Origin of the sequence: Janthinobacterium sp. BJB301 (genome assembly GCF_002735685.1) — a bacterium.
Lineage (GTDB): Bacteria > Pseudomonadota > Gammaproteobacteria > Burkholderiales > Burkholderiaceae_D > Janthinobacterium > Janthinobacterium lividum.
The window spans coordinates 2,363,779-2,381,389 of record NZ_PDZJ01000001.1; the positions used below are offsets into that span (position 1 = coordinate 2,363,779).

Annotated in this window: 13 protein-coding genes; 6 read left to right on the forward strand and 7 right to left on the reverse strand. The window is 64.7% G+C overall.

The genetic code is table 11. The features are described 5' to 3' along the window. Nucleotides 1-3 precede the first annotated feature (3 nt). The 5 genes from CSQ91_RS10375 to CSQ91_RS10395 form a co-directional block, all read right to left on the reverse strand. Complete coding sequence (locus tag CSQ91_RS10375) at nucleotides 4-891, reverse strand: pirin family protein (RefSeq protein WP_070258114.1); 888 nt, start codon at nucleotides 889-891, stop codon at nucleotides 4-6. Next, nucleotides 888-1,286: an OsmC family protein gene (locus tag CSQ91_RS10380; protein WP_034783198.1), complete on the reverse strand. Its 399-nt coding sequence runs from the start codon at nucleotides 1,284-1,286 to the stop codon at nucleotides 888-890. The genes CSQ91_RS10375 and CSQ91_RS10380 overlap by 4 nt, the downstream gene beginning before the upstream one ends. Before the next feature lie 78 nt (nucleotides 1,287-1,364). Beyond that, nucleotides 1,365-2,084, reverse strand: coding sequence for an SIMPL domain-containing protein (locus CSQ91_RS10385; protein ID WP_257217284.1), 720 nt, complete (start codon nucleotides 2,082-2,084; stop codon nucleotides 1,365-1,367). A gap of 62 nt (nucleotides 2,085-2,146) precedes the next feature. Continuing rightward, nucleotides 2,147-4,474 (reverse strand): bifunctional serine/threonine-protein kinase/formylglycine-generating enzyme family protein, encoded by a 2,328-nt coding sequence (locus CSQ91_RS10390; protein WP_180278394.1) that lies wholly within the window; start codon nucleotides 4,472-4,474, stop codon nucleotides 2,147-2,149. A 19-nt stretch (nucleotides 4,475-4,493) separates the two neighbouring features. Next, nucleotides 4,494-6,815 (reverse strand): hypothetical protein, encoded by a 2,322-nt coding sequence (locus CSQ91_RS10395; protein WP_099388200.1) that lies wholly within the window; start codon nucleotides 6,813-6,815, stop codon nucleotides 4,494-4,496. 322 nt (nucleotides 6,816-7,137) lie between these two features. Here CSQ91_RS10395 and CSQ91_RS10400 point away from each other — a divergent pair, with 322 nt between their 5' ends. From CSQ91_RS10400 to CSQ91_RS10410, 3 genes are all read left to right on the forward strand, one after another. Next, entirely contained in the window at nucleotides 7,138-7,374 is a 237-nt protein-coding gene (locus CSQ91_RS10400) for a hypothetical protein (RefSeq protein ID WP_099388201.1), read from the forward strand. 199 nt (nucleotides 7,375-7,573) lie between these two features. Then, nucleotides 7,574-8,272: a YXWGXW repeat-containing protein gene (locus CSQ91_RS29365; RefSeq protein WP_306508643.1), complete on the forward strand. Its 699-nt coding sequence runs from the start codon at nucleotides 7,574-7,576 to the stop codon at nucleotides 8,270-8,272. Nucleotides 8,273-8,388: 116 nt separating this feature from the next. Continuing rightward, the gene (locus CSQ91_RS10410; protein ID WP_170846295.1) at nucleotides 8,389-9,417 is read left to right on the forward strand and encodes a transporter; all 1,029 of its coding nucleotides are present in this window, start codon (nucleotides 8,389-8,391) and stop codon (nucleotides 9,415-9,417) included. A gap of 65 nt (nucleotides 9,418-9,482) precedes the next feature. Here CSQ91_RS10410 and rnk read toward each other — a convergent pair whose 3' ends face one another. Next, complete coding sequence (gene rnk, locus CSQ91_RS10415; protein WP_162835757.1) at nucleotides 9,483-9,890, reverse strand: nucleoside diphosphate kinase regulator; 408 nt, start codon at nucleotides 9,888-9,890, stop codon at nucleotides 9,483-9,485. Between the two features lie 740 nt (nucleotides 9,891-10,630). Between rnk and CSQ91_RS10420 the strand changes: the two genes are divergently transcribed. Continuing rightward, nucleotides 10,631-12,523 carry a putative bifunctional diguanylate cyclase/phosphodiesterase gene (locus CSQ91_RS10420; protein WP_099388202.1) on the forward strand — a complete coding sequence of 631 codons (1,893 nt, stop codon included), beginning with the start codon at nucleotides 10,631-10,633 and terminating at the stop codon, nucleotides 12,521-12,523. 118 nt (nucleotides 12,524-12,641) lie between these two features. On the opposite strand, the gene CSQ91_RS10425 is transcribed toward CSQ91_RS10420, so the two are convergent. Continuing rightward, nucleotides 12,642-14,321 (reverse strand): peptide chain release factor 3, encoded by a 1,680-nt coding sequence (locus CSQ91_RS10425; RefSeq protein ID WP_070280421.1) that lies wholly within the window; start codon nucleotides 14,319-14,321, stop codon nucleotides 12,642-12,644. Between the two features lie 174 nt (nucleotides 14,322-14,495). On the opposite strand from CSQ91_RS10425, the gene CSQ91_RS10430 reads away from it, so the two are divergent. Together CSQ91_RS10430 and CSQ91_RS10435 are read left to right on the forward strand one after the other, a co-directional pair. Then, nucleotides 14,496-16,553, forward strand: coding sequence for a methyl-accepting chemotaxis protein (locus CSQ91_RS10430; protein ID WP_099388203.1), 2,058 nt, complete (start codon nucleotides 14,496-14,498; stop codon nucleotides 16,551-16,553). A gap of 226 nt (nucleotides 16,554-16,779) precedes the next feature. Then, nucleotides 16,780-17,589 (forward strand): Crp/Fnr family transcriptional regulator, encoded by an 810-nt coding sequence (locus CSQ91_RS10435; RefSeq protein WP_034783188.1) that lies wholly within the window; start codon nucleotides 16,780-16,782, stop codon nucleotides 17,587-17,589. Nucleotides 17,590-17,611 lie beyond the last annotated feature (22 nt).

Below are 17,611 nucleotides of genomic sequence, written 5' to 3' on the forward strand. Positions count from 1 at the left end.
TGCCTAGCTTGCCGGGCGCAATGGCGCCTTCGGCAACGGGATGAATTCCGTCTCGCCCGGCACTTGTCCCATGCGCTGGGCGCTCCAGTCGTCGGCCGCCTGCGACAAGCGCTCCTTGCTCGACGAGACGAAGTTCCAGAACAGGAAGCGGTGGCCATCGAGCGGCTCGCCGCCGATGACGACGAACTGCACCGGGCCGCCGCCTGCCGTCACCACGGGCGCGGCTCCAGCTTCCAGCAAGGCCATGGTGTGCGGCACCAGCGCCACGCCATCGACCAGCACTTCCCCGCTGATCGGATAGATCGCCGCTTCCGCCGGCAAGCCTTCCAGCCGCAACTCGCGCCCCGCCTGCAGCGCCACGTCCAGATACAGCGTCTGCATGTAGGTGCGCACGGGCGAGGTCTGGCCAAAGGCCGTGCCGATCAAGACCTTGACCACGGCGCCATCGAGCGGCACGACGGGAATGTCGGCTTGCGGCGTGTGCGTGAAACTCGGTTCGTCCTCTTCATGCGCCTTGGGCAACGCGGCCCATAGCTGCAAGCCGTGCGTGCGGTGCGGCTGGCCGGCCAGGTCGGGCGGCGTGCGCTCCGAATGCACGATGCCGCGTCCGGCCGTCATCCAGTTGATGGCGCCCGGTTCGATGCGCTGGCAGGAACCGATGCTGTCGCGGTGGTCGATCGCGCCCTCGAACAGATAGGTGACGGTGGCCAGGCCGATATGCGGATGGGGACGCACGTCGTGGTTGGCGTCGGGCGCCACGTCGATGGGGCCGAAATGATCGAAGAAGATGAAGGGACCGACGGCCTGTTTTACTGCGGAGGGCAGCAGGCGCCGTACGACGAAGCCGCCGCCGAGGTCTTTTTCGTGGCTTTTCAGGATGGCCGCGCTCATGCCAGCACCGTCGTCACTTCGGTCGTCACGGCCGTCATCAATTTATGCAGCGGGCATTTGCCTGCCGCGGCCAGCAATTCCTCGCGCTGCGCATCCGTCAGCTCGCCCGTCAGGTGCAGGGTGGCGGCCAGGCGGTACACGCCCTTGCGCTCTTCGCTGGCATCGCGCTCGGTCGACACTTCCACGTGTTCCAGGGGAATGCCCTTGTGCTTGGCGTACCAGACGACGGTAAGCGCCTTGCAGGCCGACAGGGCCGCGTCGTACAGGTCGTGCGGCGAGGGGCCGGCATCGCCGCCCCCTTCGGCCACCGAGGCGTCGGCGGAAATGATGTGATCGCGCACGTGCACGATGTGGCGCATGGGTTGCGACTGATCGCGGATGGCTTTGATGGTCATGGCGTTCCTTGGTGCGTTTGGAAAGCCACAATTTACACCGTTTGCCCGCTTTGCGCAGCCTGCTGCCCTGCTACCTGGTCATTTGATACGGAACACGGCGTCGACCGTCTGCGCCATTTTGAGGCTGGTGACCATCAGCATGTCTTCGGGGTTCTGGCGCTGGCGGCTATTCGCGCGGTTGTAGCGGTCCGAAGGCACCAGGCCTACCGCATTGCCCAGGTTTTTCAGCTGGTCCGACGAGATGCCGGCCACGGCGCCCGCGCGCTTGCCGAAGCCGCGCGCCATGGCATCGGCCTTGCGCTGTGCATCCTTGACGGCTTCGCCCATCAGTTCCTCTTCCAGGCGGATGCGCTCCGTGGCGCCAAAGGTGACGGCAAACGCATCGAGGTTGGGCATGGCCAGCAGCGGACGCATGATGGCGGGCCATTTCGACAAATCCGCCACGTTGATATGCACGCTCGCCTTGATCTGGTACTGCGGGTTGGCCGGGTCCTGCTCGGCGCCCTTGCGGATCTCCTTGCGCACGTCGCGCACCTCGATGCCGGCCGCCGCCTCGGGCAAGCCCTGCTCCACCAGCAGCGACTTGATTTCAGCGATGCGCGCCGCTACCTGCGCGGTGGCCACGTCCGGCGCCGGGTCGAAGACACTGACGTCGAAATCGATCTCGCCCAGGTCCGGCGTGACGAAACTGTAGGCCGTGCCCGTCGCGTGGATGAAGGGATAGGAGGGCAGATCGCCGGCCAGGGCGGCGAGGGGCAGGCAGGCAAACACGATGGACAGCAGGCGGCGTTTGAACACGGACACTCCGGCACGGTTAAGGTGCATGAAGTATCCGCCAAGATGACCGATTTAACAACATGCTAATCGAGCGTGCGCGCCACCCTGAAGCCCACGATGTCGTTCGACAGCACGGTGGAAAAGCCGTTGCGCAAGGCCGAACGCAGGTAGCGCGGGTGGTACAGCCAGGAGCCGCCGCGCAGGATGCGCCGGCTGCTGTCGCTGCCCTCTTCCCACGCGCTGCCGTCGACGGGCGCGCCTTCGTAATTGTCGTGCACCACGTCCTGCACCCATTCCCACACATTGCCATGCATGTCGAACAGGCCCCAGGAATTCGGCGCAAAAGTGCCCAGCGGCGTCGTGCCGCCCCGGTACACGCCGCGCGGGCCGCCGTTGTACACATACAGGCCGTCGTAGTTGGCTTGATCAGTACTGATCGTGTCGCCCACGTTGAAGGCCGTGCGCGTACCGGCACGGCACGCATATTCCCATTCCGCTTCGCTGGGCAAACGGTACTGCCGGCCTGTGCGCTCGCTCATCCACGCCAGGTACAGCTGCGCGTCATTCCAGCTCACGCCCACCACCGGGTGCTGCTCGTTCTGCACGAAGCCGGGATTGTCCCAGTCCGTTTCCGAACCGCCCGCCCAATCGGTCGCCTTGACGAAGGCGCGCCATTCGCCCACGCTGACTGGGTGGCGCGCCAGCGCGAACGGGCGCTCGATGCCGACCCAGTGCTGCGGTGTTTCGCGGTCCAGCCATGACTGCTGCGAACCGGCCTGCAAGGCCGCCTTGTGCTCCGTCTCGTGCGCGCCCATCTGGAAGCGGCCGCTGGGGATGAGCACCAGTTCCGGCCCCTGTCCCGCGCCATCGAGAAAATCATCGCGCAAGATGCCTTCGGCGTTGGCCACCGGTTCCGCGTGTGCGGGCGCCGGTGCCGGCTCGCTCACCGCGGCGGCGGCCGGCGCCTGCTGCGGCGCGGCGCGGCTGACCTCTTCCTTGCGCGCGCGCTCCTGCTCGGCGCGGTAGGCCGCCTCCGCCTTGGCGACGATGGCCTTGCGCTGTAATTCCTGGTGTTCCTGCAAGGCGGTGGCGGCGTCGGCTTCGCGGCGCGCGCGCAGCTGGCCGCGTAGCGCTTCCTTGCGCAGCTTGCGCGCCTCTTCCGCTTCGAAATGGCGCTGCGCCTCCTGCTCGCGGCGCAGTTTGTCCTGGCGCTGCTTTTCCAGCGCGGCCGCCTGGATTTCCGCCTTGCGGCGCTGATCCAGTTCTTCCTGGCGTATCCGGGCCCGCTTGATCTCTTCCTCGCGGGCCTGTTCGGCGGCCAGCGCCGCCTGCCGTTGTTGCTGCGCCTGCTGCGCCGCACGCGCCTGCTGCTGGCGCGCCTGTTCCGCCAATTCTTCGGGCGACGGCCCGGCGGCCCGCTCCAGCCCTTCCAGCAAGGCTTGCACGGATTGCGGCCGCAATTCCGCCGTCAAGGAAAAACCGTTCTGCAAGACTTGCCACTGTTGCGCGTTGAGCGCTTGCGGCGCCGACGGCAAGTGGCTGGCGCTGCGCATGTCGTCGAACGGCATGCGCCCTTCGAGCATCTGGTAAATCATCACGGCCACCGCATACACGTCCAGGCGCGGGCTGGGCTGGCGCTGGTTGGCGCCGGCCTCGGGCGCCCGGTAGCCGTGCGTGCCCGCATTCGGCATCTCCAGCGCCAGGCTGCTGTCCGCATTGCGCACGCGAGACGCGATGCCGTAGTCGAGCAGCTTGACGTCGCCCTTCGCCGTCAGGAAGACATTGCCAGGCTTGATGTCGCGGTGCACCAGCTTGTGCTTTTCCCACGCATACGACAGGGCGTCGGCCACCGGCTGCAGCAGTTGCTGCACGGTCGATAGGGGCAGCGCGCCCTCGCGCGCCAGATAGTGCTCGAGGTCTTCGCCATCGAGGCATTCCATGATGATGAAATAGCTGGCCGTGGCCGGATCCTGCGCCCACTCGTAGACGCGCACGATGTTTTCATGCGCGAGCTTGCGCGCCTGGGTGGCTTCCTCGATCAGCAGTTTTGCATGCGTGGCGCTCTGCGTCAGCTGCGGCGGCAAGATCTTCAGCGCCACCATTTCGCTGCTGCCCAGCTCCGCGTGCGTGGCCAGGTCGGTGGCTTGCCACACCTGTCCCATGCCGCCCGTGCCGATCAGCCGTTCGAGCCGGTAGCGGCGGTTTTGCGGGCCGATTTCCTGGCCCGTCATGAAGCCCAGCTCCGTGCCCTGGCGCACGGGCAGCGGCGCGGACGCAGGTGCGGCGCCGGGCGGCGCGTACTCGGCGTCGAGGATGGCGTTCTTGCGGCTTTCAAATTCCTGCTCGCTGAGCAGCCCATCATCGTGGAGGGCGCGCAGTTCCCGCAGTTTGTCTCGTGCTTTTTGCATCATCTGGGGTGAAACGCTTCCATCAAGGCTGCAAGGCAACGCCGCAGGCGGCGCAGAATTTATCTTCCGGATGGCCCGCGCGCTGCGCATGGCCGTTCTTGCAGCGCAGCGGCGCAGCGGCGCCCAGCCCGACACTTGGCTGCAGCGCCTGCGCCACGGCCACGCCCAGCTGCGCCTGCGCCGACAGGCCATGCGCATGCGCCGCATTTTGCAGGTTGATCAGGTCCAGCTGCTGGCGCCGTTCGCGTTCCGCCTGGCCTTCCAGGTAGCTGCGCTCCTGCGCCACGCCGTCCTGCGCCATGCGCATGGCGTCCAGCGGCGCGACGCTGTTCTCGGCCGCCGCCAGCGCCGCCAGCGCGTGGATCTGCTCGGCGCTCATGCCCGCCTGCAGCTGCGTTTTCAGCACTTGCGCCAGCGCGGCCGCGTTCTGCCCGGCGGCCATGGCCACCTTGCCCGTGTCGCTCAGCGAGCCGATTTTCTCGATGCGGTCGATGTCGATGCGCGCCAGTTCGGCCGCATGCGCCTGCTGCGCCAGCAGGGCTTCGTACTCGCCCTTCCAGCGCGCGTAATCGCTTTCGCGCTGCTGCGCCATGGCCAGCAGATCGCGCTGCCATTGCGCTTCCTGTTCCAGCTGGCGCAGCTGCTGGCGCTGTTCCTCGATGGCCAGCGCGTCGAGCTGCGCCAGTTGCGTTTGCTGCTGCAGCTGGCGCGCGTGCACGCCATCGGCCTCGATGGTGCGCAGCAGCTTTTCCTGCTGCGCGATGGCGTCTTCGCGGGCGCCGCCGCGCCGCAGCGCCGCCACCTTTTCCGCGATTTCCGCCGCCTGCACCTGGGCCGCTTCATCCTTGTGCGCCTCGGCGCGCAGCAGTTCGCGCTGGCGCGCCAGCTGCATCTGGTCTTCCCACTCCTGCACCCGCTCGGCCTCGCGCTTGCGCGCCGCGTTCGCCAGCATCAGGCCCTGCCAGGCGGCCTGGTGCTGTTCCGCTTCCAGCTGCGCCTCGCGCTGGGCCGCATCCGCTTCCGCCTGGCGCAGGCGCGCCAGCTGGGTGCGGCGGCCCGTCTCGTCATCGATCAGCAGCGCGCTTTCCACTTGCTGCGCGATCGACTGCAAGTGGACTTGATGCGTAAAACGCTGCTGCGCCAGCTGGATCTGTTCGCGCCCGTGCAGCTGCGACAGTTCCAGCTCGCTGCGCATCTTGATGGCGGCCAGCGCCCGCACGTGTTCCCAGTTGGCCGCTTCATCGGCGCGCTGCGCGCCCTTCTGCGCCAGTTCCTGTTCCAGTTCGCCCAGCGCCAGCGCGGCGCCATGGTCGAGCGCCTGGCGCCGCGATTTCGCTTCCAGGATGCGGCCATACAGGTCGATCTGGCGTCCGCGCAGCGCTTGCAGGCGCTCCGCTTCCTGGTGGTTCAGTTCCGCCTTTTCCACCGTCGCGTCCTGCTGCAGCTCGGCGCGGCGGTGCGCATGACGCGCCGCCAGTTCCTCGCGGCGAATACGCTGCCACTCTTCCTCGTCATACAGCTGGTCGAGCTGCTTCATGCGTTCCAGGCTGTGCTGCTCCAGTTCCTGCGCCGGCAAGCCGCCCAGCCACAGGGTGCCGATGCTGGCGCCGGCGTCGCCTTCGCGCTTGTCGTGGCGTAGCGCCAGGGTTTCCACGCGCGCCACGGCCAGGCCGCTGGACGCCAGGCGCTGCGTCAGCGCCGATTGCAGGCGTTCATTCAATTCCGGGCGCAGGTCGGCATTCGCATCCATCTCGCGCAGCGCGCGGCTGCCGATGAATTCCAGCGCAATCTGGCGCACGGATGGCAGCAACAGGGCGTGCAGGTGGGCGCGCGTGACGGCGCCCGGTGCGCGCATGAACTGGCGCGCGAACGCATCGGGCTGGCCCAGGGCGATATCCACGCGCAGGGACGCGGCGACGTCCAGCCGCTCCGTGCTGGCCAGGCCGGGCAAGTCGAATTCCAGGCTGACGGCGTCGGCGCGTGCGATCAGCACTTCGGCCGGACGCGCCGGCAGCAGCGCGGGCAGGCGCGCAAAGAAGGCGGCGCTGTCATAGTCGCCGGCAGGTATCAAGGTGAAAGCGTCCGATTGCACGATCCAGGCGCGCGACTCGGCCGGCACCTGCAGGCGGCGCGCGGCGCTGCCGAACAGCGAAGACAGTTCGCGCACGCCAAAGAACAGTGCCAGTTGCCCATCAGCAAGATGCCATTGATTGGCATGCAGCACCGCGTCGCTGTCGGGTGCTCCCAGCGACAAGCCACATTGCGCGCAATAGCCGGCGGCAGCGCCGTTCTTGTGCTCGCAGCGCGGGCAGCAGGCGCCGCCAAAACCAAACAATTGGAACATATGTGACTCCTGATGATATTTTTATCCACGCGACGGGGCCGCCATGCCGATTCTAGCAGGACAGCTGGCCCTGCACTTGCCGCGCGCGGCAGTGTGCAGCGTCAAATAATGCCACGCGGCAATTACATTCATATGCCCGGATACAGGGCAATTTAGGCCTCAATTCAAACGGTCGGCTTGCCAGCCCCACGCGCAGGCATTTCAGCGCCGTTTTTTTGCAGGCCATCCCGCCAAAACCACGGCTGGTCGCATCCGCATGGCGCAGCGGCCCGCGCCTGGCTACAGTGCATGCATACCCACCCGCCACCCGAAAGGAAACATCATGAAAGCCTTGAAAAACATGGAAGCCATCTTCACCGTCGCCGTCGCCATCGCCTGCGGTGCCAGCTATGTCAGCTTCATGCAGCCATCGGCCGCCAAGGCTGCCGATGTGGCGCAAGCGAGCGCCATCCCCGTCGTGACGGTCAGCGCCAAGCGCATGACGGAATCGGAAAAGAAAATCTCGCTGATCGAGGAAAGGCAAGCCTTGCTGGGCAACGCCACCGCCAGCACCCTGTGAGCCACCGATGCTGACACCACGCCGCCTGGCACCCGCTTGATCACCGCCGCGCCAGGCCGCCATTTGCATCGCAAATGTATCCGCCACGGATACATGGACACACAGCATTGTGTCAATTGTAATAAGTTGAATCAAAGGCGAAAAACCGCCGGCAAGCGCCTATAGTCCATTTCACGCAATCACCGAAATGGAGTACACCATGAAACCCATCACACTCTACGCAGCAGCCATGCTTGCCATCAGCACCGCAGCGTTCTTGCCCGTGCAGGCCATGGCACAGAATCAGCTTGGCGTCAGCATTGTCGTCGGCAACGCCCCGCCTCCGCCACGGTTTGAAAGCGCACCCGCGCCGCGCGCCGGCTATGTCTGGGCACCCGGCTACTGGAACTGGGATGGCCAGCGCCATGTCTGGAACAACGGTGAATGGCTGCGCGAACGCAGCGGCAACCAGTACCGCCGCGCCGCCTGGATACAAGAGAACAACCGCTGGCGCCTGGACCGGGGCGGCTGGGTCGCCGCGCAAGTGCAGCCCGTGCGCTATGACGACATCCGCATCGCCCCGCCGCCGCCGCGCCGCGAAGCCATCCCGCGCGCCCGCCACGGCTACACCTGGGCGCCGGGCCACTGGGAATGGCGCGGCCAGCGCTACGCCTGGACGCCAGGTATATGGATCGCCGAACGCCCCGGCTACGTGTATGCGCCGCCCGCCTGGAACCAGCGCGATGGCCGCTGGCAGATGGAGCAAGGCCGCTGGTCGCCACGCGGGCCGAACGGCGACCGCGACCGCGACGGTATCCCCAACCGCTATGACCGCGACAATGGCAACCGCCATGACCGCGACCATGACGGCGTGCCGAACCGCGACGACCGGCGTCCGGATAACCCGAACCGCAGCTGATATGCGGCTGTAATTGGCACCAAGGCCACCGTTCGCGGTGGCCTTGTCATTTTCCCGACATATCCGTGTATTAGAATCGCGCGACGATCAATCACACTGCGCGAGAAAGATTCACGATGGCGATGGAAACTGCCGGTTTTACCTACGGCTCGGACACCTCGGGCCTGGTCTGGGGCTTCCTGTTTGGCCGCGACGGGCCACCGCTGGCGCTCGACTCGACGGCGGCACTGGCCTGGCTGGCCGATGGCGCGGCGCGTCCGGCGCAGGAATTCGTCTGGCTGCATTTCAACCTGTCGCATGCGGCCAGCGAAAAATGGCTGATGACGCATACGCAGCTGGCCGACGAATTCTATGAAACCCTGCACCAGGGGTCGCGCTCGACGCGCATCGAACAGGCGGAAAACACCCTGATCGCCGTGGTCAACGATGTGGTGCACAATTTCTCGTTCGAGGCATCCGACATTTCCACCATGTGGGCCAGCGTGGCGCAAAACCTCGTCATCACGGCGCGCCGCGCGCCGCTGCAGTCGATCGAGCGCCTGCGCCAGGCCGTCATCAAGAATCACGAGCCGATCCGCTCGTCGGTGGAGCTGCTGATTCATTTGCTGCGCGACCAGGCGGACGTGCTCGTCAACATCGTGCGCGACGCCGTGGCGCGGGTCGACGATATCGAGGATCACTTGCTGGCCGGGCGCCTGGTGCCGAAACGCGAAGACCTGGGCGCCATGCGGCGCGTGCTGGTGCGGCTGCAGCGCCTGCTGGCGCCGGAACCGGCCGCCCTGTTCCGCCTGCTGCAACGCCCACCTGCGTGGGTGTCGGAGCTGGACAGCCTGGAACTGCGCCAGTCGACGGAGGAATTTTCCGTGGTGCTCAGCGATATGTCCTCGCTACAGGAACGCATCAAGCTGCTGCAGGAAGAGATCGCCGCCAGCGTCAACGAGGAAAACAGCCGCAGCCTGTTCGTGCTGACCATTGTCACCGTGCTGGCCTTGCCGATCAATATCATCGCCGGCATGCTGGGCATGAACGTGGGGGGAATTCCGCTGGCCCAGCACCCGCAGGGCTTCTGGATCATCGTTGCCATCATCGTCACGTTTACGGTCGTGGCGGGATGGCTGGTGGTGCGCGTGCAGCGAAACAGTTAATTCCCGTCCCGGCACGGCCTGGCAGGCGAACGGCAGGCGCCGTCCGCCATTACTGCTTGCTGCGCTTAACGGTGGTATTCGCCAGCCCGTTCAGGCTGATAGACGATTTCCTCGATCTTGACCTTCACCACGCCGCCCGGCATGGGCCAGGCGATGCTGTCGCCGACGGACAGGCCCAGCAGCGCGCTGCCGACGGGTGCCAGCACGGAAATGCGGTCGGCCTGGCCTTCCACATCCTTCGGATACACGAGCGTCAGGCAGAATTCCTCCTTGTTTTCCACCGTGAAGCGCACGGTGGAATTCATCGTCACGACGGTCGGCGGAATCTCTTGCGGCTCGAGCACCTCGGCGCGGCCCAGCTCATCGAGCAAGGCAGCCTTGTCCGGTGACAGATTATTACCCAAGGCATACAACAACGCTTCCAGTCGTTCCAGGTCTTGTGACGACAAAATAATTTTTGGTTTTTTTTCCAAGATATCCTCACTATTGATCATTAGGGCGACGTCCGGTTTTACTGGCGGCAGCTTGCTTGGCCGCGGCAGACAAAACAAACAGCATCAGAACGTCCATCATCAGCGGATTATGGACGAAGTCGCGGAGCAAGGCCATAGCGTTCGCGCATTCTTCATTAAAATTTATTAAAATCAATGACTTGCAATCGACCATACGGACAAGAAATTAATCCACGCCGGGATGGTCGCAGGTATTGAAGTTATTCTTGATGGTATTTTGTTTACCGTCAGCATGTTTTTAAAGAAAAAAACCGGCGGGCAAAAAAAGGATTAAAATTCATCTGGAATTATTATTAGAAAGACACGTCCCGCCTTTTCCGTCCGTCTTGTCGCCTAAGTAGGTCGTGGGAAATTATTGTGAAGTTATGACGAACAGAACCGGATGCGCTGCAAGGCGCCCGTTGCGACGCAGTGCAGGCACTGCTAGCAGCGGGTAACGCCGCAGAGCGCCGGTTATGGAAGTCAGAAATCACAATAATTTATTACGACCTACTTAGCCTGCTGCCACCGGCCTGCGGTATGGACACTAAATTGCCGCGCGCCCTGTACTTTCACGCTGCAAAATGACAATATGTCGGCCTTAACAACACGTTGAGAGTTCCGGCTCACTTCGGTTTTCATCAGACTGGAACGTAAAGTATGGCAGGGCGAGGCGGGATCACACGGGGCGGCGGCAAGCGGGGCCGGCAGGAGGGCGCGTCATGATGGCGCCATTGATGCTGCCGTCGGCGCAATTGCGCGGCGACCGGATTGCCCGCTTGAACTTGCTGGCCGCGGCGGCCATGCTGGCGATGGCCAGCCTGCTGCTGGTCCTCTTCCAGTTGTTTTCCCTCCAAACTTCCTTCCAGCGCACGCTGCGCATCCAGGCCGACATGCTGGCGCCTGCCGCCACCCAGGCCGTGCGCCAGGACAATCGACTTGCAGCGCAACAACTCCTCGCCTCCCTCGCCGCCGCCCCGCATGTCCGGCAAGCACTGCTCTACAGCCCCTATGGCGCGCCGTTTGCCAGCTACGCGCGCAGCGCCAGCGATGCCGCGCCCGCGGCGCCGCGCAACGGCCTGCACATCGATTACCTGGACGGCAGCGCCGCCATCCTGAAAACCTTGCCCGGCGGCGGCGCGCTGTACCTGCGCGCCAGCCTGGCGCCGCTGTACGCCAGCCTGGCGCAATTTGCCGCCTTCACACTGCTCGTCTGCCTGTGCGCGTTCGGCCTGACGTTCCTGATGGTGCGCCGCACGCGCACGGCCGCCCAGCATGCGGAAAGCCATTTGCACTACCTGGCCCATGTCGACCCGGTCACGCAACTGCCGAACCGCCATGAATTCAACGATGCCCTGGCCTACGCGCTGGCGCGCGCCGACCGCCAGGATAGCAGCGTGGGCCTGCTGCTGCTGGACCTGGACAACTTCAAGATCGTCAACGATACGCTGGGTCACCACTGCGGCGACCAGCTGCTCAAGCTCGTGTCCGAGCGCCTGGTGGCCATCCTGCGCGGCACCGACATCATCTGCCGCATCGGCGGCGATGAATTCGTCGTCATCGTCGAACCGGCCGACGACGCCTCGGAAATGGCCAGCGTGGCGCGCAAGATCCTGGCCGTGCTGGCCGCGCCGTTCGACCTCGAAGGCCACCAGCTATATGTCAGCGCCAGCATCGGCGTGAGCCTGTATCCGTTCGACGCGCAGGACGTGGCTACCCTGACGCGCAATGCCGATACCGCCATGTACCACGCCAAGCACCAGGGCAAGAACCGCTACGCCGTGTTCAAGGCCGAAATGGAATTGCGCGCCCAGCGCCGCCTGCGCATGGAAGCGAACCTGCGCAAGGCTCTGCAGAACGAGGAACTGTATCTGCACTACCAGCCGCAGATCGACTTGCGCAGCGGGCGCATCGTCGGCGTGGAAGCGCTGATACGCTGGAACTGCCGCGACATGGGCCAGCTGAGCCCCGCCGAATTCATCCCCGTGGCCGAGGAAAGCGGCATCATCGTCGACCTGGGACGCTGGGTGCTGCAAAGCGCCTGCCGCCAGGCGGCCCTGTGGTGCAAGGCAGGTCTGCTCGATTCGCTCGAGCACGTGGCCGTCAACCTGTCGGCCTGCCAGGCGCGCGACCCGGGCCTGATGGACGATATCCGCGCCATCCTAGATGAAACGCAGCTGCCGCATGGCTTGCTGGAACTGGAAATCACGGAAGGCGTCCTGATGGACAATGTCCACGCCAACGTGGAACTGATGCGGCGCCTGCAGGAAACGGGCATCCACCTGTCGATCGACGATTTCGGCACCGGCTATTCGTCGATGTCGTACCTGAAGCGCCTGCCCATCGACCAGCTGAAGATCGACCGCAGCTTCGTGCACGACCTGCCCGGCGAGGGAGAAGCCATCGTCACGGCCATCATCGCCATGGCGCACAGCCTGCACCTGAAAGTGGTGGCAGAAGGGGTGGAAACCTTGCGGCAGGTGGAGTTTTTGAGAAAAGCCGGCTGCGACAACGTGCAGGGCTTCTTCTTCGCGCGTCCGATGACGGCGGCGCAGTTGACGGCGCTGCTGCTGGAACGGCGCGACTGGAGTACGCGCACGATCCTGCCGGCTTGAATTGCTGCCAACAAGGGTGTCGGATTACGCACGGCGTGGCCGCGCTAATCCGACCTACGCCAGGAACCGGTAGGTCGGATTAGCGCAAAGCGCGTAATCCGACACCACCAGCGCTACATCAAGCCAGCTTGGCCGAATGCTCGCGCGTGGCGTGGAATGTCAATTTCGGCCAGCGCTCTTCCGTCAGGCGCAGGTTCACGCCCGACGTGGCCAGGTAGGCCATGTTGCCGGCCGCATCGTAGGCCACGTTGTGGCCCAGCGCGTTTTCGAAATCCTGCAGGATGCGCTTGTCGTCGCAGCTGACCCAGCGGGCGCTGCTGATGCTGGTGCCTTCAAACACGGCGTCGACGCCATACTCGTTGAGCAAACGGCTGGCCACCACTTCGAACTGCAGCACGCCGACGGCGCCCAGTACCAGTTCGCCGCCCTGCACCGGCTTGAAGACCTGCACCGCGCCCTCTTCGCCCAGCTGCTGCAAGCCCTTGTGCAACTGCTTGATCTTCAGCGGATTACGGATGCGCACGGAGCGGAAGAAGTCCGGCGCGAAGTACGGGATGCCCGTAAAGGTCAGCATCTCGCCTTCGGAAAAACTGTCGCCGATCTGCATGTTGCCATGGTTCGGCAAGCCGATGATGTCGCCCGCGTACGCTTCTTCCACCTGTTCGCGCGAGGAAGCCATGAAGGTCACCACGTTCGACACCTTGATCTCGCGCCCCAGGCGCAAATGCTTGACCTTCATGCCGCGTTCGAAACGTCCCGAGCACACGCGCAAAAAGGCGATGCGGTCGCGGTGGGCCGGATCCATGTTGGCCTGGATCTTGAAGACGAAACCGGTAAACGGCTGCTCGGACGGGGCCACCGAACGCACGGTGGCGTCGCGCTCGCGCGGCGCCGGCGCCCAGTCAACCAGCGCGGAGAGAATCTCGCGCACGCCGAAGTTGTTGATGGCCGAACCGAAGAACACGGGGGTCTGCACGCCGGAGAGGAATTCCTCCAGGTTGAACGGATTCGACGCGCCGTGCACCAGTTCCACTTCCATGCGCAACTGGTCCATCTCCAGCGGGAACATCTCCTGCAGGCGCGGGTTGTCGATGCCCTTGATGATTTCAAAGGCGCCATCGGCCTTTTCTTCACCGGCCTTGAACAGCATGATCTCGTCGTTCAGCAGGTGGTACACGCCGCGGAAGTTCTTGCCCATGCCGATAGGCCAGGTGACGGGCGCGCACTGGATCTTCAGCACCGACTCGAGTTCGTCGAGCAGGTCCAACGGATCGCGCGTCTCGCGGTCCATCTTGTTCATGAAGGTGACGATCGGCGTATTGCGCATGCGGCAGACGGCCAGCAGCTTGATCGTCTGCGCTTCCACGCCCTTGGCCGCATCGATCACCATCAGCGCCGAGTCGACGGCCGTCAGCACGCGGTAGGTATCTTCCGAGAAGTCCTGGTGGCCCGGGGTGTCGAGCAGGTTGACGACGTGGTCGCGGAATTCGAACTGCATCACCGAGGAAGCGACGGAAATGCCGCGCTGCTTCTCGATCTCCATCCAGTCCGACGTCGCGTGGCGGCCCGATTTGCGGGCCTTGACGGTACCGGCCATCTGGATCGCGCCCGAGAACAGCAGCAGTTTTTCCGTCAGCGTGGTTTTACCCGCATCCGGGTGGGAAATGATGCCGAAGGTGCGGCGGCGCTGCACTTCGCGCGCGATCACGGCCGGCGCCTTGCTGCTGACGGCAGTGCTGGCGGAATCGGCTGCGCTGTCGCTGGAATCGGGGGTGTTGATGTCGTTCTCGTTGGCCATATTGGTGACCATAATATGGCCCTCGCAAAAAACCCTCGATTTTACAGAAGGATCGGCCTTCCGTGTGAACTGCTTCACTCTGGCGAACGGCAAAATCGCCCACTTCATCAAGGGGTCACAATCCACAGGCAACATTGCACTGCAGAAATGTTGCCACTCTTTCCTGGAAACCCGATGAAAATGCTCCTCACCCCCGCCATCCGACTCATGCAGCGCTTGCGCCTGCTGCCCAAATTCATGCTTGTCTGCCTGGTCTTCCTGCTGCCACTGGCGCTGGCGACCACCCTGCTGATCTCGGAACTGGGCAAATCGCTGGCCCAGGCGCAGGATGCGCAGCGGGGCGTGGCCTATGTGCGCCAGCTGCAGGAAGGCACGCGGCTGCTGCAGCAGCGGCGCGGCCTCGAACATTTGCGCCTGAGCGGCAAGGCGGGGATGGACAATACGGCCCTGAACGCGCGCATCACGGCCACGCTGGCCGCCCTGGCGCGCTTGCCGGCTGGCGCAGGCCTGCCCCAGGCGGCCGAACTGACGAAGCAGTGGCAAGCCCTGCTGGGCCGCCAGGCGGGCCTTGCGGCGCGCGACAGCTACGCGGCGCACACGGCGCTGCTGCGCCAGGCGGCCAAACTGGGCCAGCTGGTGGCCGACCGTTCGCACCTGAGCCTGGACCCGGACGCGGGCGCCAACCACCTGAGCGCAGTTTTCACCGCCACCCTGCCCGACCTGGCCGAAAGCCTGTCGGACATCGCCGGGCGCGGCGCCGCCTACATCGACACGGGCCTGTTCGAGGCGAATGAAGATCAGCTCGTCAATGCCAACGCCCTGATCGCGCGCCACGAACTGGAACGCCTGCCGGCCCGCTTCGACGAAATCATCACTGCCAAGCCGGAACTGCGCGCCAGCCTGCAGCCAGCCCTGAAAGCCGTGCCGGCCGCGCTGGCCTTCCTCGAACGCACGAAGAATGAAGTGACGAATTCCTACGATCAGACCTCGGGCGCGCAATTTCATGCGGCCGGCATGCAAGCGATCGATGCCCTGCAGGCGCTGTCCGGCGCCTCGGCCACCGCCCTGGACGGCTTGCTGGCGCAGCGCATCGCCCGCGACGAGGCGCGCCGCGGCCTGATCCTGGCGGCCATGCTGCTGGTGCTGCTGGCCGCCGCCTACCTGTGCGCAGGCTTCTATGCCGCCTTCGTGCGCGACGTGACGCAATTGCGCGTGGCCGTCGGCGCGGCGGCGGCGGGCGACCTGTCGCAGCGCATTACCTCGCAGGCGCACGATGAGATCGGCGACCTGGTGCGCGACTTCGGCGCCATGACGCACGGCCTGGCCACCCTGGTGCAGGAAATCCGCGGCGGCGCGGCCGTCATCGCCGCGGCCGGCGCCGATATCGCGCAGGGCAACGCGGCCCTGTCCGGCCATACGGCCACGCAAGCGGATGCGCTGGGCGCCACCGTGGATTCGATGCGCGAGCTGACGGCCACCGTGGGCCGCAACGAAGCCCACGTAGGACAGGGGCGCACCCTGGTGGCCTCGGCCGCCGAAGTGGCCCTGCGCGGCGGCGAGACCGTCAGCGCCGTGGTCGAGACCATGGCCTCGATCAAGGCCAGCTCGCACAAGATCGTCGACATCATCGGCGTCATCAACGGCATCGCCTTCCAGACGAATATCCTGGCCCTGAACGCGGCCGTCGAAGCGGCCCGCGCGGGCGAGCAGGGACGCGGCTTTGCCGTCGTCGCGTCCGAGGTGCGCAGCCTGGCGCAGCGCTCCAGCGAGGCGGCGCAGCAGATCAAGCGCCTGATCGGCGATTCCGTCGCCACCGTGGATGCGGGCGGCGACCTGGTCAATGCGGCCGGCAGCACCATGCGCCAGGTCGTCGATGCCGTGCAGCAGGTGTCTGTCGTCATCGGGCGCATCAGCAGCGCCGGCGCCGAGCAGAATGGCGAGATCGCCCGCATCAACGGCGCGCTGGCACAAATCGACGACATGACGCGCCAGAACGCAGGCCTGGTCGACGAGGCGCGCGCCGGTTCGCAGCGCCTGCACCAGGAAGGCGAAGCGCTGACGCAGGCCGTCAGCCGCTTCCGCCTGGGGGAACACGAGGCGCCAAACGTACGCCAGACACCCGCAGCAACCGTGCGCGACGGTTTGCCCAGCGTGCGTCCGGCCGGCCTGTGGAGCGCCAACAAGCCGCGCGTCATATCACAAAATCGCGCGGAACGGCGCAAGGCTAGCTAGTCAAAAGTGTGCACGTAGGACAAGGACTACAATTTCGCCTCAATGGAGACTACAAAGTGGCGACTGCTAATCTTATGTTCGCCACTTACATAAGCTTTTAAAGTAGCTACATCGCGATCTGCACCGCGCGGTCGACAAAAACGCCGTTACCACATGAGTACGGCAGTTTTTTTTGACCAGCAACGCGGCAGTCGCACTCCGATGTAAAAAGCCTGTGAGGAATACTATGAGCCATACTCAACTTATCGCCCCGGTCCAGAAGAACCAGTTGCTGCCGCGCGCCATGCCGGCGGCCGGTCGGGAAATCAAGCTTGCGTCGCGGGTTAGCCTCAGCAGTGCACAACAGAATGAATTGCTGGCCGCCCTGCCGCGCGCCGCGCTCGAATCGCTGTTCGAAGACCTGGAACTGGTCGAACTGCCTTTCGGCAAGGAACTGTATGCCTACGGTAACAACCTGGAATACAGCTACTTCCCTACCACCGCCATCATTTCCTTGCTGTATGTAATGGAAGACGGCGCCACGACGGAAATCGCCGTTGTCGGCCATGAAGGCGTGGCCGGTGCCTCGCTGCTGGCAGGCGAGCGCGCCATGTGCACGGCTGTCGTGCAAAGCGCCGGCTACGGCTACCGCCTGAAAACGCAAAGCTTGCGTGATGCCTTTAATCAAGGCGGCGCCCTGCCCCAGTTGCTGATGCGCTACACCAACGCCCTGTTTGCGCAAATGGCGCAGAACGCCGTCGGCGGCCGCCACAGCTCGATCGAGCAAAAGCTGTGCCGCTGGCTGCTGGACCGCCTGGACCGTTCGCCATCGAATGAATTGAAAGTCACGCAAGAGCTGATCTCCATCATGCTGGGCGTGCGCCGCGAAAGCATCACGGCAGCCGCCGGCAAGCTGCAGGAAGAAGGCTTGATCCACTATCGCCGCGGCAATATCACGGTGCTGGACCGCGCCGGCCTGGAATGCTATGCGGGCGAGTGCTACAAAGTAGCCAAGACGGAATACGACCGTTTGCTGCGCGACGTATCGCGCTGCTGATCAGGCAGACAGATAAAAAAAT